We start from the raw sequence: 19,688 nt of genomic DNA, 5'->3' as shown, positions 1-19,688 counted from the left end.
TTAGACTAGATGTCGGTTTAGGCTAAAACTAAGCTCTCTCGATTAAATCGAGCTTTGGTCGAAGTCGTTGCCTTGATCGGTTCCAGTTTGAGAATCTGAATCGAAACTTCCAGAGTCGTCCGTGAAGTCGACACCTTGGTCTTGACCTCCCGCACTTGTCCAGTCGCTGCCACCAGATTCCATACCTGCCATGTCCGGTTGCTGTTCTTGCGTAGATCCTTGCATGGTGTATTGATCATCGACCTCAACTTCAACAGAACCGCTAGCACCGTCTATTGAGCTACCCAATTCGTCGTAACCTTGGAATTGGATCTCGCTAGTACCTTCGTAACCTTCTGGAAGTTCAACAGATACAGGCTGCTCTAAGTTGCCACTGATTGTGAAGCTACCATCACCGTTATCCAGTGCGTTACTTACAGTAGCGCCCTCAGGTAAGCCAGACATATCAGCGTAATCAACCGATTCGTTACCACTCACCTCATCTGGAATCGAGATAGAGATAGTATCGCCCGGCGCCGCAGTTACATCTGCTGCGCTGTCTTCAGTTTCAGCATCTTGAGCTTGGTCATCAGCTTGTTGAGCCACTTCCACTTGTTGCTCTTCTGTTGCTTGAGCAGCTTGGACTTGTGGTTCATCACTTTGTACTGAATCATCTTCAACTTGGATGCTTAAGCTGTGACTTGATACTTCACCGCCGTCGTTAACTTCAACATTCATCGCTAAATTGCCATCGAAGTCTTCGTTCGGCCAGTAAGTCCACTCACCTTCACCAGATTGAGCAAAGAAGCCAGCATCGTTCGCGTCTGCAACATCAACAACCTGTGCAGAATCACTCACGCCCAACTCATCCACCAGCTGTGCATCCGTGATAGTTAGTGAACCATCATCAGCTAAGGTATAACCTTCGCTCGCCGCTGTTTCATCGCCACTTTGGATATCCACATTGAAGAAGCTTTCGATGCGATTTTCGCCATCGGTCGCGATAAACCCAACTTGAACATCGCCGGTGTAGTCTTCAGCAGGAGTGAATTGATAGTTACCTTGGTTATCGCTCTCAATTACGCCCTGACCTTCCATCAAGCTTACTGACTCAATGCTCAAGCTATCGCCTTCTGCATCGCTCAGATTCGCTAACATGTCTTCATCAGTGAACGACAAGGTTGCATCCGCTGCGATTTCCGTCGTTGTGATGCTGTTAACTTCTGGTGCTGCATTCTCTTGCGAGTCGCCTTCTTTCACGACCACGCCAGTTTGCTCATCATGAAGCACGCCATCTTTATCAACCACGTAAGCTATATCTGCTTCGCCAGTGAAGCCTGGTGCTGGTGTGAAGGTCCAAGTGCCATCGCCATTATCGACAATCTCACCTTGGCTGCGGTCGGCAAGATGAACCAGTTTCACTTCATCATCACTGTCAGCATCCACATTCTCAGCCAAACCGATTAGGTCGTCCGCCGTTAGGATGATGGAATCACCCGCTACGGTTTCGAAATCACCAGAATCGATGCCATCTTCAAACGCTTCCGGCTCATCTCCGTAATCAACCGTTGTTGCGCTAACCGTTACGAAGAACTCACCATGGAAGTCTTCAGGAGGCGTCATTTGAATGTTTGAGATATCCCAGTCGAACAGGTCGATGTATTGACCCGGCTCGGTGATCATCACGGTATTCACACCATCTGTTACCTCGAATCCAACAGGGAAACCTGTCATCACTAGGTTACTCAGTGTCTCTGAGTCATCGACTAGGCCAACATTCAGTCCTAAGTGACCGGTTTCATCCTCACCGAACACCAATGGACCGTCATGGTCAGTTGAAATAACCGCGCCATCTGCGACAGGACGTACGAACACAGGAACATCGAGAACCGTTTCAAACTCACCGTCACTCACGACAACTTGTAGGTCAGAAACACCCGCAAAGTCGCCTGTTGGTGTGAATGTCCACGTACCATCACCGTTGTCTGTTACTTCTCCGCCATCTTCACCGTCTGCGGTGATAATGCGAGAAACAACAAGGTCAGCGGTATCAATGTCACCGAACAAGTTCATCAAGTCGCCAGCATCGAAGGTGAACGCGCCATCTTCGTCTGTGGTCATCATTGCGTTGCCGACATTGAATGGTGCGTCGTTAACCGGAATGACATCCACATTCAGCGACCCATCAACCACTTCTTCACCGTCAGTAGCTTGATAACCCAGTTCCACTAAGCCATTGAAGTCTTGAGTAGTCACTAAGTGATACATGCCGTCTGGTTGCTGAGTTAAGGTCGCGTTCGCTGGAGCTCGAACTGTGATGCTCTCAATGCTGATCTCGTCGCCATCAAGGTCTGTCACTTGATCCGCGATGTAAGCTGGGTCAATCACCATGACCACATCTTCTTCGCCTTGCATCTCAATCATTGGCGCTTCAGGTGCATCATTCACTGGCGTAACATCGATGTTGCCGTCGACTGAAATTGTCTCTTGGCCATCGCTAACGTTAAACGTCATTGGCACATCGCCGTTGAAGTTTTCGTTTGGCGTAAATGACCAAGTACCATCTTCGTTATCTAGCAACTCACCTAAGCTAGGGTCGATTTGTAGACCCGAAGCTGACAGCTCATCTGCGGTGTTATCGATGTCGGTAGCTTGAGCTAACAACATGTCTTGTGTGATAAGGATGGTGCTGTCTTCGGCTGTGGTTAGTTTCACTTCCTCAGATTCTGGTCCATCGTTCACAGCCAGAACTTCGATTCCTGCCGTTGTTGTTGCAGTTGCACCGTCATCATCGGTCACAACCACATCTAGGCTGATATCACCATTAAAGTTCTCGCTTGGCGTGAAGGTCACAGACCCATTATCGTTTTGAATCAAGGTGCCGTCAGAGCCTGAGTAAGTCACGCTTTCAAGCGACACTTCGCCATCAACGTCAGAGCTATTAGCAATTAACTGCTCAGGGCTGATTGTGATGGTGCCATCTTCGTTCATTTGGTAAGACGTAGAACCCGCTACTGGCGCATCGTTAACATCCGTTACCGTCACACCAATATTCGCATCGACTGTCTCAGTGCCATCAGTCACTGTGAAGCCAAGGTTTACATCGCCATTGAAGTTCTCGTTCGGAGCAAAGCTATAAGTGCCGTCACCGTTGTCAGTGAACACACCCTCTGCACCCGTGTAAGACACATCCGAGATAGACAAGTCATCGCCGTCAATGTCTGCAGCGCCTGCTAGTAGGTCTGCATCCGTGAAGATTAGCGTTCCATCTTCCTCAACGGTAAAGTTTTGGTCTTCTGCTGTTGGTAGGTCATTGACTGGGTTAACCGTTAGGTCGACGCCAGCTTGAACAGTTTCAAGGCCATCTGAAACATCGAAGCTTAGGTCTATGTCTCCGTTGAAGTCAGCATCCGGAGTGATAGTAAATGAACCATCTTCGTTCGCTGTTACAGTCGCATTGTCACCTGCAGATAGGTTGCTTGCGGTCAGTGCATCACCATCAACATCGGATGCGTTAGCCAGCAACTGCTCTTGAGATAGCGTAATTGAACCATCTTCATCAACCGAGTAAGCCACGTTTCCGGCCACTGGTGCGTCGTTAACTGCAATGACTTCAATACCAGCAGTAGTCTGAGCCGTTGCACCGTCGTCATCAATAACTGTCACATCAAGGTTGATGTCGCCGTTAAAGTTTTCGTTTGGTGCGAACGTTACCGAACCATCTTCATTTTGAACCAATATACCGTCTGCACCTGAGTAGCTCACGCTATCAAGCGACACTTCACCGTCCACATCGGAGCTGTTAGCAATCAACTGCTCAGGGCTCAATGTGATGGTGCCATCTTCGTTCATTTGGTAAGACGTTGCGCCTGCGACTGGTGCATCGTTAACGTCTGTTACCGTTACGTCGATATTTGCGTCAACCGTATCTGTACCATCAGATACTGAGAAGTCCAGACTTACGTCACCATTGAAGTTCTCGTTCGGTGCAAAGGTGTAAGTGCCATCGCCATTGTCAGTGAACACACCTTCTGCGCCAGTGTAAGACACATCAGCAACTGAAAGTTCGTCACCATCAATATCAGAGGCACCCGCTAGCAGTTGCTCGTCTGTAAAGGTAAGTGAACCATCTTCTTCAATGGTGTAAGCGACATCTTCTACAACCGCGATGTCATTCACTGGATTCACAGTAAGGTCGGCCGTTGCCACAACCGTTTCAGTACCATCAGAAAGGTCGAAGCTTAGGTCAATATCACCATTAAAGTCGGCATCCGGTGTAATAGTAAATGAACCATCATCGTTTGCCGTAACGGTAGCGCTATCACCCGCGGTTAGGTTGGCCGCGGTAAGATCATCGCCGTCCACATCCGATGCTTGAGCCAGCAGTTGCTCTTGGCTTAGCGTGATTGAACCATCTTCATCCACTGAGTAAGCCAAGTCACCTGACACTGGCGCGTCGTTAACCGCGATAACTTCAATACCCGCAGTGGTTTCAGCCGTTGCACCCTCTTCATCAGCAACGGTGACATCTAGGCTGACATTGCCGTTGAAGTTTTCATTTGGTGCGAAGCTGTAAGTACCATCACCATTGTCAGTAAATATACCGTCTGCGCCTGAGTAGGAAACGTCGCTAACGGATACATCACCTTCAATGTCTGAGCTGTTCGCAAGAAGCTGTGCTTCAGAGATGGTAATCACGTTATCTTCGTCAACGCTGTAGGTCGTTGAACCTGCAACCGGCAAGTCATTAACAGCAATGACGTCGATACCTGCGGTTGTTTCAGCGGTTGCGCCATCTTCATCCATAACAGATACATCAAGACTGATGTCACCGTTAAAGTTTTCGTTTGGAGCAAAGGTGTAAGTACCATCACCATTATCAGTGAATACACCATCAGTGCCGCTGTAGCTTACATCGCTGACAAACACTTCCCCTTCAACATCCGAGCTATTCGCTAGAAGTTGTGCATCGCTTAGGGTGATACTGCCGTCTTCTTCAACACTGTAAGTCGTAGAACCCGCTACCGGTACGTCGTTGATTGGAACCACTTGAACATCAATATTCGCCGATACAACATCTGTACCATCACTCACATCGTAAGTTAGGTCGACATTACCATTGAAGTTCTCGTTTGGAGCAAAGGTATAAGTACCGTCGCCGTTATCCGTGAACACACCGTCTGTACCTTCGTAGTTAACCGACTCGACAGAAAGATCATCGCCGTCAATATCCGTTGCACCAGTCAGTAGCTGTTCATCGGTAAAGGTCAGCGAACCATCTTCATTAATGGTGTAGTCGTGGTCGTAAATTACAGAAAGGTCGTTAACTGCTGTTACAGTCACGTCTAGTTCCGCTGGAGTAACCCCACCGTTGCCATCGTCTACGTTGTAGCTAATCGAGAATTCACCATTGAAGTTCTCTTCCGGTGTAATGGTGTAAGTTCCATCACCATTGTCAGTGATAAGAGCGTTCTCAATGGAAACATCTCCAACACTTGGTTCGTTTCCACCCGTATCACCAGAGTCATCACCTTCATCGCCAGTTAGCAATTCAGAGATATCAATGCCGTTTTCATTCGCAAGCGCTTCTTCTGCCGTTGGTAAATCAAACGCATTCTCGCTGCCTACATCTTGGCTTGGAACAATAACGCCATTCACGATATCAAATACATGCCAATGGTCACCTGATGGGTTATCAGATAAATCTGGGCTGAAGGTTTCAACCAATGTATCGCCTACAAACACCTGAACTTGTACATCTTCAACACCATCTACATCCCAACTTCTGCTGGTGTAGTTGTGTACTGAATAGTGCATGTCCGCATCTTGGTAGTTTGGAATGGTGATGGTTTCAGGGCCGCCACCATTTGTGTCATCTACATCTTGCTGAACAACGTTACCTTCACCAAGATCATGGCTCATGTCGCGATAGTAAATATGGTCTAGCTCATTGCCATTCTCTGTATCGTAAAGCCATAAGTGGTTATCCATATCACGTGGACTGTCGCCCCATGTGACCACGATACGCATATCTGTTTCTTCAAGTACTTCGGATATAGCGGTTACACCACCGTTGGTATCTTCGCCTGCTGGAACTAGGAAGCTGCTAGTAATAGAGCCTTCTTGTTCAATCGTAACGGTACCTTGGTCAACAACTGGACCGCTCACAGAGTAATTACCGGATTGATCCGTCTCCGCCGTGTAAGAATGACCTGCGTTGTCGGTTAGCGTAACATCCGCACCTGCGATTGGATTGCCAGTTTCAGCATCCAACACAGTACCGGTAACGGTCGTTTCATCGCCCTGCTCTCCGATAATTGCGGTCATGTCATCGTCTTCGATGTCAGTCGCGAATTGTAGGAGCTCTTCTTGAGTAATGGTGTATGAACCGTCTTCTTCAATGGTTATCGCCACATCAGCAGAAACAATTGGCGCGTCGTTAACTGGGTCAACGGTCAAGCCTAAGTTAGCGGCAATTGGTGTGTCGCCATCGCTGATGCTGTAGGCAACATCGATGTAGCCATTGAAGTTTTCGCTTGGAGTGATTGAGAACGTGCCATCGCCATTGTCGACAATCGTTGCATCGTCACCCACTAATGTTAAGTCGGAAGCGACAAGGTCATCGCCCTCAATATCAGCGGCATTCGCAAGTAACTGCTCCTGCGTGATAGTGATGACATTATCTTCATCAACGTTCGCATAAACATCAGATGTCGTTGGCAAGTCGTTGACTGGGTTTACCGTCAGATCGGCGTTCGCCACAATCGACTCGGTGCCGTCCGAAATATCAAAGCTTAGGTCGATATCGCCATTGAAGTTCGCATCTGGCGTTACCGTAAAGGTGCCATCGCCATTATCAACAACGGTTGCATTATCGCCTGCGCTTAAGTTGCTTGCGGTCAGATCATCGCCATCCACATCAGATGCTTGAGACAGCAACTGCTCTTGAGTCAGAGTAATCGAACCATCTTCATCAATGCTGTATGCCAAGTCACCCGATACTGGTGGATCATTAATTGGAAGAACATCAATACTTGCGCTGGTGGCTACTGTCGCACCGTCTTCATCTGTCACCACTACATCGAGGCTAACATCGCCATCGAAGTTTGCGTTCGGTGCAAAGCTGAATGTGCCGTTGCCGTTGTCAGTAAAGATACCGTCAGCGCCTGTGTAAGTAACACTATCAATCGCCACTTCACCTTCAATATCAGAAGAGTTCGCCAACAGTTGCTCTGCACTGATGGTGATAACTTCATCTTCGTTGACTGAGTAGCTGGTTGAGCCTGCGATTGGCGGATCGTTCACCTCAAGTACGGTGATTCCCGCGGTGGTCGCTTCTGTTGCCCCTTCTTCATCGGTAACAACAACCGCTAAGCTCACATCACCATTGAAGTTCTCGTTTGGCGAGAAGGTGTAAGTGCCGTCACCGTTGTCTTCGAACACACCGTCACTGCCAGTGTAAGTCACGCTATCAATCGCAACCTCACCTTCAATATCTGAAGAGTTGGCTAATAGCTGTTCGTTACTGATCGTGATTGAGTTGTCTTCATGCACAGTGTAAGACGTGCTACCCGCCACTGGTGGATCGTTCTCAGGCGTCACGCTCACATCAATGTTGGCTTGAACCGTATCCGTGCCATCTGACACATCAAAGCTGAAGTTCACATCACCATTGAAGTTCTCGTTTGGCGCAAAGCTGTAGCTTCCGTCACCATTGTCGGTAAGCACACCATCAGCACCAGTGTATGTCACACCTTCGACTGTTAGGTCATCACCTTCAACATCCGTCGCACCCGTTAACAGGTCAGCGTCAGTGAAGTTAAGAACCCCATCTTCACCAATAGTGAATGCTTGGTCTTGTGGCTCTGGCGCATCATTGACAGGTGTTACCGTCAAGTCTAGGCCAGCCGCGACCATGTCTTCTCCATCGGTTACATCGTAACTAAATTCGATATTACCGTTGAAGTTTTCACTCGGTGTAATGGTGAAGCTGCCATCGTCGTTCATTTGAACGGTCGCATTTTCATCATTGGTAGTTAGGTTGATTGCTGATAAATCATCACCATCAATGTCAACAGCGTGCTCTAGCAACTGCTCTTGAGTTAGCGTGATGCTGTTGTCTTCGGCTGTCACAGCACTGATGTCACCATCAACTTCTGGAGCATCATTCGCTGGCGAGATATGAATCGTCACATCTTGGGTTGCCGTCGCGGTGGTGCCCGTATCAACATCAGTCGATGTCGCATTTACAGTTAGAACCACATCACCATTGAAGTCACCTGAAGGGATAAACTCTAGCCCTTCTAGCTCGCCTGGTTGCAATGACCATGTGCCATCACCGTTATCGGTACCTGCAGAAAGCGAGCTGCCTTCCGGCACATCTTCAATCAAAATAGCAAGGTTTTCTGAACCATCGGTATCAGTAAGCGCCGCATCAATATCAAGTGGTACAGGTGTATCTTCGGTACCAATGATTTGGTAATCCGCGTCAGACACTGTGATTTCAATGTTATCGATGCCAAACGACTCATCACTTACACCTTGATTCAAGGTTGAACCGAAGCCTAACTCAAGTTGGCCGTCTTCAACGGGTACCGTTAGGTTGATTTGGTGTGCTTGGTCGTTCCAACCACTGAAGCCTTCACCTTGCGACACGCCGTGAACAACTTCACCCACTTCATTGCCCGCTGAATCGTACAACGTTGTCGTGCCATCTTGAGTTTGGAACGCCGAGTTGTCTAACGAAGTAAGCTCTTCGCCGCCGACAAAGATTTGGAATGACTCACCATCCCAAGAATCAATTTCGTAGAAACTGAACGAGATATTAACTTCGCTCACATCACTTGGAATGTCGTAAGTTTTGCTGACAGCTTCATCGCCACCAGTGCCACCAATACGACCTAGCATGTCACCTGATTCGAACCCTTGTGAGCTTTCAGTACCGGTATTCCAACCGTTTGAGCCAGACTCGAAGTTGTCTGAAGCAATGACCAAGTCAGACGCAATCGACAGCTCTGGCATATCAACCACAGATTGAACATCAATCGTCGCTTCTGCTGGTACTGTCGCGGTACCGTCATTCACGTCGAACGTCACATTCACATTGCCGTCGAAGTTTTCATTCGGTGCGAATGTGTAAGTGCCGTCGCCGTTATCAACCAAAGTACCGCTATCTGAAGCCACATTTTCAACCGATAGGTTATCACCATCAATGTCGCCCGCATTTTGCAGCAGTTGTTCTTCTGTGAAGGTAAAGCTGGTGTCTTCTTGAGTCACAAATTGTGGCTCACCGACTGTTGGCAGGTCATTAACTGGGTTAACCGTTAGGTCAGCCGTTGCTTGAAGCGTCGCATCGCCATCGGTAATGTCGAAGTTCAAATCAATGTCGCCATTGAAGTTAGCATCTGGCGTGATAGTGAAACTACCATCATCGTTTGCTGTAACTGTCGCATCACCACCAACGGTTAGGTTAGCCGCTGTTAAGTCATCGCCATCAACATCACTCGCTTGAGCAAGTAATTGCTCTTGGCTCAAGGTAATTGAGCCATCTTCGTCCACGCTGTACGCCAAGTCGCCCGATACCGGAGCATCGTTAACAGGCAGAACATCAATGCTTGCGTTGGTCGCTACGGTTGCGCCTTCTTCATCAGTAACGACAACATCAAGGCTTACGTCGCCATCGAAGTTAGCGTTAGGTGCGAAGCTGAATGTTCCGTCACCATTGTCGGTAAAGATACCGTCTGAACCTGTGTAGTTAACGCTATCAATCGCCACTTCACCTTCGATATCAGAAGCGTTTGCCAACAGTTGCTCTGAACTGATGGTGATAACTTCGTCCTCGTTGACTGAGTAGCTGGTTGAGCCTGCGATTGGTGGATCGTTCACCTCAAGTACAGTAATACCCGCGGTGGTCGCTTCAGTTGCGCCCTCTTCATCAGTTACGACAACATCAAGGCTAACTTCGCCGTTGAAGTTTTCGTTTGGTGAGAAGGTGTAAGTACCGTCACCGTTGTCTTCAAAGACACCGTCAGCGCCAGTGTAAGTCACGCTATCGACTGCCACATCACCTTCAATGTCAGAAGAGTTAGCAAGTAACTGTTCGTCACTGATGGTAATTGAGTTGTCTTCATGAACGGTGTAAGACGTGCTACCTGCAACCGGTGGATCGTTCTCTGGTGTCACGCTGACATCAATGTTGGCTTGAACTGTATCCGTGCCATCTGACACATCAAAACTGAAGTTCACATCACCATTGAAGTTTTCGTTTGGCGTAAAGCTGTAGCTTCCATCGCCATTATCAGTAAGAACACCATCCGCACCTGTGTAAGTAACGCCTTCAACCGACAGGTCATCCCCATCAATGTCAGTCGCACCTGTCAGCAAGTCTTCATCAGTGAAGTTCAAGATGCCGTCTTCGCCGATGCTGAACGTTTGATCTTGTGGTTGTGGAAGGTCATTGACTGGGTTAACGGTTAGGTCAGCCGTCGCAACCAGCGTATCTGTACCATCGCTAATGTCGAACGTTAGGTCAATGTCACCATTGAAGTTCGCATCTGGCGTAACGGTAAAGCTGCCGTCATCGTTAGCAACAACCGTCGCGTCTCCATCAACAATCAAGTTAGAAACAGTAAGGTCGTCGCCATCTACATCACTCGCTTGAGAAAGAAGCTGCTCTTGGCTCAAGGTAATCGAACCGTCTTCCTCAACACTGTATGCAAGGTCGCCTGATACTGGTACGTCGTTGATTGGTAATACATCAACCGTAATAAACGTATCAACTTGAGCGCCGTCTTCATCTTGAATGGTCACATCCAACTGCACTTGGCCGTTGAAGTTTTCATTCGGAGCGAAGCTACATGTACCGTCACCATTGATTGAGAAGATACCGTCTGGGCCGTCGTAGTTGATCTCAACAAGCTCAACATCACCTTCAATATCAGAAGCGTTCAACAGAACTTGAGACTCATTGAAAGTCAGTACTGAATCTTCATCGATGGTGTATGACGTTGGGCCAGCAACTGGCGGATCGTTCACCTCAAGGACTGTAATACCCGCCGTTGTTGCTTCAGTCGCGCCATCTTCATCCGTCACGACAACATCTAGGCTAACTTCGCCATTGAAGTTCTCGTTTGGCGAGAAGGTGTATGTACCGTCACCGTTGATTTCCAGAACACCGTCGCTACCACTGTAAGTCACGTTATCAATTGCGACTTCGCCTTCGATATCCGAAGAGTTCGCTAGCAGTTGTTCGTTACTGATTGTAATAGAGTTGTCTTCATGAACCGTGTAAGACGTACTACCCGCAACCGGAGGATCATTCTCTGGCGTCACGCTCACATCAATGTTAGCGGTTACCGTATCGGTTCCATCTGATACATTGAACGAGAAGTTCACATCGCCATTGAAGTTTTCATTCGGCGCGAAACTGTAGGTGCCATCGCCATTATCGGTTAGGACACCATCTGCGCCAGTGTAAGTTACACCTTCAACACTTAGGTCGTCCCCTTCAATGTCCGTTACACCTGTTAATAGGTCTTGGTCATTGAACGTTAACACGCCATCTTCGCCGACTGTGAATGCGTGGTCTTGTGCTTCTGGACCGTCATTTACTGGTGAAACTGTTAACTCAAGGTTGGTAGAGACAACATCATCACCATCAGACACATCAAACGTAAAGCTCACATCGCCATTGAAATCAGCATCTGGCGTTAATGTGTACGTACCATCACCGTTATCGGTAATCGTAACGCTCTCATCATCGGTTGCTAAATTCAGAGCCGTCAACTGATCGCCATCTAAATCACGCGCATTAGCCAATAAGTCTTCTTGCGTAATGATGATTGAACCATCTTCTTCAACCGTTGCAGAAACCGGAAGTGCTTCAGGTGCGTGCTCAATGTGCGCGCCTGTCGCGTTAATGTAGATGGTTTGAGATACCGTTTCAGAATCATCATTCGATAACTCTGTCGCAGTTGCGGTTACATGAACTTCAAGCTGCTCATTGAAGTCTTCTGGTAACTGGATTTGTAACGCATTTTCGATAGCCGTTGTTGGTAAGTTCACCGTACCATCAGGGCCAACCGTTACTTCACCGCTGTAGATTTGGCTGTTCACTTCACCGACATCGATTGTGAAGTTGAAGTCAGAATAGTCAGCATCACCGCCGCCATACAAATCTTCAAATCCGTAAACCAGCTCGCCGTCTTCATTAACCGTAGTACGAGTATGTTCGATACCATCTTGGTTTAGCTGAGAGCTTGAACCACCATGGAAGATCGCGTCACCATTTTGGCCTTGAATCACTGTCTCGGTTCCATCAGCAGCCACAAAGACAAGTTGAGGATCAACCGTATCCATGTTCGCAGGCGAACCATCCTCAGCACGGAACTCGTACTGACCGTCTTGCATCGCATCAAAGTCGTTGTGCTGATGTCCGTTTGGAATTAAGAACAGGTTAAAGCTTTCGCCTTCCTCGACTTGGAAGCTGAATTGATCTTGCCCTGGAACAAGGTCGCCGCCACCACCAACTTGTGATGCGTTTTCGTAAACAACTTCAACACCTGTGATGTTGCCGTCTTCGTCTACTTTGTAGTAACCCGCAGCGTTTTGGTAGCCAGCCGTCTCACCTTCAAACGTTACTGTGATTTCAGTGTCGTTGTAACTGGTGATACCGTTCTCTTGGTCATTCAGAACGCCTTCGTTATCGTATTGAATAACCGAACCTTCTGGCACACCATCTACTGTAACAGTGAGTGTTTCAGACAAGTCTTGGTCGACAAGTGCCGCAGCAATGTTCAGTTCAACAATACCGCCTGGCTCAACCAAAATCGCCTGGTCGTCGACGTTAACACCATCACCATCCGTGATAACTAAGTCAGGCGCATCAGCAACTGCTTCAATGTGAACATTAATGTCTTGTTCAACTTCATCCGTACCGTCTGTCACAGTAAAGCTGAACTGCAGATCACCACTGAAGTGCTCTTCAGGAACGAAGCTGAACGTGCCATCGCCGTTGTCGGTTACTGTGCCTTCATCACCAGAGTAATTGATGCTGGTAACGCTTAGGTCGTCGCCATCAATATCAATTGCAGCACTCAATAGATCTTCTTGAGTGAACAGGATGCTGCCATCCTCTTCGATGTGGTACATTCCTGGAGCAACAATTGGAATGTCATTCACCGGATTAACGGTCAATGTCATATCATTAGACGTGCTCAGCTCACCGTCGCTCACCTCATAAGTGAATGCAATATCGCCATTGAAGTTCTCTGAAGGTGTCACTGTGTACGTGCCATCACCATTGTCTACAATGCTGGCATTTGGATCGTTAGTTTCAAGCGCGCTTGCAAACAACTCATCGCCATCTTGGTCGCTCGCGTTCTCCAACAACATTTCTTGTGTAACGAGGATTGAACCATCTTCGTCGACATCTGCCACCATTGGCGTCGCTTCTGGCGCATCGTTGACGAACTCAACTTTTAGGTCGATGTTTGCGGCAACCACATCAGTGCCATCGCTCACATCAAACGCTAAGTCAACGTTACCGAAGAAGCCCTGCTCTGGTGTTAATGTGTATGTTCCATCGCCATTGTCTGTGACTTCTACCGTGTCGCTTGCACTCGTCACATTCACAACTGACAGTTCGTCGCCTTCAATGTCTGTCGCTTGTGCTAATAGTTCAGCTTCGGTAATGGTAATCGCTTGACCGTCTTCCGTAGTGAAAGACATGTCAGGCACGTCTGGAGCATCGTTGATAGGGTTTACGGTTAGGTTGAGGTCAGCCGCAACAGTTTCGATCGCGTCAGTGACATCATAAGTAAACTCAATCTCACCAAAGAAATCTGCACTTGGTGTAATAGTGAAGCTACCGTCTGGGTTTTCTACAACAACCGCATTTGGATCGTTGGTCGCTAAGTTAACGGCTTCAAGGTTGTCGCCATCGACATCCGTCGCATTCGCTAACAGATCCTCTTGAGTGATAGTGATTGAACCATCTTCATCAACAGCGGCTTCAATTGGACCACCAACCTCTGGGCCTTCATTGACAATTTCAACGTCAACTCTTGCTGTACTTGGTGCGCTTGCTTGGCCATCACTGATATCGAAAGTCAGATTCACTTCACCGTAGAAGTCTTCTGCAGGTTCGAAGGTAAAGGTATTATCACCGTTATCCGTTAACGTACCTTGCGTTTGGTCTGCAAGTAATAGGTTTTCGACATGAAGAATGTCGCCATCAACATCGGTAGCACCAGACAATAGGTCTTTCGCTTCGATGATCATGGAGCCGTTTTCAAGCATTTGGGTGTGCAATGGTTCACCCGGAACCGGCACATCATTGACTGGTACGACCGTTAGGTCTAGATGCGTTGCAACTTCATCAGTTCCATCAAACACCTTGTAGTCGATGTCGATTTCACCATTGAAGTTTTCATTCGGCATGAAGGTAAACGTACCATCGCCGTTATCAACTAGCTCACCGTTATCACCACCGTAAGTGATGTCAGAAATAGACAGCGTATCGCCTTCCACATCTGTGGTGTTCGCTAGCAAGTCATCTGCACTGAACGTGATACCTTCATCTTCATCTGTCGATAGAACAATCGGGCCAGAAACGATTGGCGCATCATTTACTGATTCGAAATTGATATTGATGATATTGCTGTCTGTCAGCTCACCATCGGTAACTTGGTAACCAAGTTCGATTTCACCATGGAAGTTTTCATCCGGTGTTACCGTCCAAGTGCCATCACCATTATCGGTGAGTGTTGCATGCTCTGAGTTTTCACCCACTAGCTCTAGATTTTCAATATCAAGGTCGTCGCCATCAATATCAGATGCTTGCGCCAGTAGTTGCTCTTCGGTAATCACAACCGAAGCAAACTGGGCAGAACCATCGGTATCGACAGTAATATTCGGAAGATCAGCCGTTAACTCGATTTCGTTGTCACCCGCATGGATATTCAACTCAACCGTTTCAGTAATCTCTGAGCCATCTACACCAATCGATGTAAACACCGCTTCATCATGACAAGTTTGTGACACTGTCATGTTTTGAACGACGTAAGTACCATTACCTTGCACGGTACCAAGCTCAAAGTAGGACACTGGTTGATCAACCGTTAGCGTGTAATCTGTCTCGAAAGTACCACGGTCTTCTTTGTGGTAAGTCATCGAGTCAATTAGGTCGCCATCCTCATTGAACGCTTTGATTTCTACTTCTGTAAAGTGACGAGACTCTTCCATGAACCAGCCACCCAAACCATCTAGGTGGAAACTGATTTCATTGATGTCTTGACCTTCAACTGAAACCGTCAGTTTCTCATCACCACTTAAGCCTTGGCGGTCAGTATCACCGATACCATGACCAATGTGGGTGTTGCCATTCCAGGCACCAAGAGGGTCATCGTTACTTTGAACAGTTACCGTTAAGTCACCATCTGAGAACTCACGCGTATAAGGGTCAACTTCTGTACCCCAATCATCCACACTCGCGTTATCGTCAAACGTACCGATTTGTGTGGTGTGTGTACCTTCAGCAAGAGCATCTTCACTTGGAACAAAGCGCACTTCGGTATCTGCAGGAACTTCTTGTCCTACTTCCAGTACCACCCATTCGTCATTCACATTTGCTTCAATGATGCCGTTTTCTGGCGCTTGGTCTAAACGTAGTGCTGGTTCTTCACGAAGTGTCACACCAACTGTTTGGTCTTCTTGCGCTTGGATGAAGATTTCATCGCCCGCTTCTGGCGCATCGTTGACAGGGTTAACCGTCAAGTCGAGTGTCGTCAGAACTTCATTCTCACCATCACTGATGCTGTATGTGAAGTCCAACTCGCCATTGAAGTTTTCTGTGTGCGTAATAGTGAATGAACCATCGTCATTAGTAACAATTGTCGCATCTGGATCGTTGGTTTGTAGGTTAGATGCCGTTAACTCATCACCTTCAACATCGGTCGCATTAGCGAGTAACTGCTCTTGAGTAATGGTGATTGAATTATCTTCATCGACTTCAGCCTGAATGCCCGAAGTTTCAGGTCCGTCATTCACAGCGATAACATCGATGCCAGCGGTTGTGGTTGCGGTTGCACCGTCTTCGTCAACGACAACAACGTCTAGTGAAATATCACCATCGAAGTTTTCATTTGGCGTAAAGGTGTAAGTACCATTGCCATTATCAACAAAAGAGCCGTCATCACCGGAGTACGATACTCCAGACAGTGAAACATCACCTTCTACATCGGAAGAGTTTGCCAATAATTGCTCATCACTGATCGTGATTTGGCCATCTTCTTGAACTGTGTACGATGTTGAGCCCGCTACTGGTGGGTCATTCTCAGGCGTTACGCTGACATCAATAACAGCTGATGTTGAATCAGTACCGTCAGAGACATCGAATGAGAATTGAACATCACCATTGAAGTTCTCGTTTGGAGCAAAGCTATATGTGCCGTCGCCATTATCGCTAAGAACACCATCTGCACCAGTGTAGAGCACGTTTTCAATCGACAGCTCGTCACCATCAACATCCGACGCGCCTACAAGCAGGTCAGCATCGGTGAAGAGTAACGTACCGTCTTCTTCAATCGTGAACTGTTGATCTTGCGCTTGTGGCAAGTCATTAACCGGATTCACGGTAATGTCTAGGCCAACTTGAACTGAACCACCATCGTTATCGATGATATCGAAGTTCAGATCTAGGTCACCGTTGTAATCTGCGTTCGGTGTGATGGTGTAGCTGCCATCATCATTGTGTTGGATGGTCGCATTTTCATCAGTAGATAGGTTGATAGCTTCTAAGTTGTCGCTATCGATATCACCTGCTCTTGCTAGCAATTGCTCTTGGCTTAGCGTGATGGAGCTATCTTCATTGATGGTGTAAGCCAAATCGCCCGATACTGGCGCATCATTGATTGGCAATACATCAACGTTAATGTGTGTTTCAACCATTGCGCCATCTTCATCTTGAATGGTCACACCCAGTTGAACCTGACCATTGAAGTTTTCGTTGGGTGCAAAGCTGCATGTACCATCACCATTTACAGTGAAGATACCGTCAGAGCCATCGTAGTTAATGCCAACAAGTTCTACATCGCCTTCGATATCCGAAGCATTCACAAGAATCTGAGATTCACTGAACGTCAGAACCGAATCTTCGTCAATGGTGTATGACGTTGGACCCGCAACTGGTGGATCGTTCACTTCAAGAACGGTAATACCTGCTGTGGTTTCATCAATTGCACCTTCTTCATCTGCAACAATCACATCAAGGCTGATATCACCGCTGAAGTTTTCATTAGGAAGGAAGGTATAGCTGCCATCGCCGTTATCTTGGAACACACCATCAGTGCCACTGTAAGTCACAGTATCAACCGACACCGCACCTTCAATATCCGAAGAGTTAGCTAGCAACTGTTCATCAGAAATTGTGATGGCATTGTCTTCATTGACCATGTATGAGGTTGAACCCGCAACTGGCGGATCGTTCTCAGGAGTCACACTCACATCAATGTTAGCGCTGACTGTTTCTGTGCCATCAGACACATCGAAACTGAAGTTCACATCGCCATTGAAGTTCTCGTTTGGCGCAAAGGTATAAGTACCATCACCGTGGTCGGTCAGTACGCCATCACCACCTGTATAGCTAATACCTTCAACGGTTAAGTCGTCGCCATCAATATCGGTGGCACCGGTAAGTAAGTCGGCGTCTGTAAATTGAAGCGTACCGTCTTCTGCGATACTGAATTGTTGGTCTTGAGGAACCGGCAAGTCATTAACTGGGTTAACAGTAAGATCGGCGGTTGCTTGAACCGTGTCAGTACCGTCAGTGATGTTGAATTGAATATCAATGTCACCATTGAAGTTCGCATCTGGTGTGATGGTGAAACTGCCGTCATCGTTAGCTACAACCGTCGCATCACCACCAACTGTTAAGTCACTTGCGGTTAGATCTTCGCCTTCTACATCGGACGCTTGAGACAACAGCTGATCTTGGCTCAGTGTGATTGAACCATCTTCGTTAACGTTGTAAGCCAAATCACCAGACACTGGCGCATCATTGATTGGTAATACGTCAACATTGATGACGGTTTCCACTTCTGCACCATCTTCATCACGAATGGTGACATCAAGCTGAACTTGGCCATTAAAGTTCTCATTTGGAGCGAAGCTGCAAGTGCCGTCACCATTTACTGAGAAGATACCCTCAGGGCCATCGTAGCTAATACCAACAAGCTCAACATCCCCTTCTACATCTGAGGCGTTAAGCAACACTTGAGACTCACTGAAGGTAAGTACTGAGTCTTCATCAATGGTGTAAGACGTAGGGCCTGCAACCGGCGGATCGTTCACTTCAAGAACAATGATGCCCGCGGTCGTTGAGTCGGTCGCACCATCTTCATCAGCAACAACCACATCCAGTGCAATTTCACCGCTGAAGTTCTCATTTGGCGAGAAGGTGTAAGTGCCGTTACCATTGATTTCAAGGACACCGTCGCTACCAGAGTAAGTCACGCTGTCTATCGATACATCACCTTCAATATCTGAAGATGTTGCCAATAGTTGTGCATCAGAAATGGTAATCGAATTATCTTCATTGACCGTGTAGGACGTTGAGCCCGCAACAGGCGGATCGTTCTCAGGAGTCACGCTAACATCAATGTTTGCAGACACCGTATCGGTACCGTCCGACACATCGAAGCTAAAGCTCACATCACCATTGAAGTTTTCGTTTGGCGCAAAGCTATATGAGCCCTCACCTAAGTCAGTCAGTACGCCATCAGTGCCTTCATAAGTGATACCTTCAACCGTCAGGTTATCACCTTCAACGTCTGTCGCGCCTGTAAGCAGGTCCGCGTCTGTGAACAGTAAAGTACCGTCTTCTGCAATACTGAACTGTTGGTCTTGAGGGACTGGTAAATCATTTACAGGATTAACTGTAAGGTCAGCCGAAGCTTGAACTGTGTTAGTACCATCTGAGATATCAAAGCTGATATCGATGTCACCGTTGAAGTTCTCATCTGGCGTGATGGTGAAGCTGCCGTCATCATTAGCTACAACCGTTGCATCACCGCCAACCGTAAGGTCGCTAGCTGTCAGGTCATCGCCTTCTACGTCAGAAGCTTGCGATAGAAGCTGCTCTTGACTTAGACGAATCGAACCGTCTTCGTCGATTGAGTACGCTAGGTCGCCTGACACAGGTGCATCATCAACTGCCGTAACGCTCACATCGATGTTTGCAGAGACTGTATCGGTACCATCTGATACATCAAAACCGAAGTTTACGTCGCCATTGAAGTTCTCATTCGGAGCAAAGGTGTACGTACCATTACCGTTATCAGTAAGAATACCGTCGCCACCATCGTAGGTCACACCTTCAACTGTAAGGTTATCACCTTCGATGTCTGTAGCACCTGTTAACAGGTCTGCATCGGTGAAGATGAGCGTGCCATCTTCTTCAACGCTGAACTGTTGATCTTGAGGGACTGGCAGGTCGTTAACTGGGTTAACCGTTAGGTCAGCTGATGCTTGAACCGTATTGGTACCATCAGAGATATCGAAACTGATATCGATGTCACCATTGAAGTTCTCATCTGGCGTAATCGTGAAACTGCCATCATCGTTTTGAGTAACGGTTGCATCACCGCCAACCGTTAGGCCGCTAGCAGTCAGGTCATCGCCTTCCACGTCAGAGGCTTGAGAAAGCAGCTGCT

At 47.6% G+C, this 19,688-nt stretch carries 1 protein-coding gene; it reads right to left on the bottom strand.

Going from position 1 to position 19,688, the window contains the following annotated elements; translation table 11 throughout:
- Positions 1-42: 42 nt before the first annotated feature.
- Positions 43-19,688: tandem-95 repeat protein (locus tag AB4154_RS09010; protein ID WP_372122743.1), on the bottom strand; the 19,646-nt coding region annotated here is incomplete at its 5' end.

The organism is Vibrio sp. 10N.286.51.B11, from assembly GCF_041469245.1.
In the GTDB taxonomy this organism is placed as follows: Bacteria; Pseudomonadota; Gammaproteobacteria; order Enterobacterales; family Vibrionaceae; genus Vibrio; species Vibrio crassostreae_C.
This window is presented reverse-complemented; position numbering and strand designations above follow the sequence as displayed.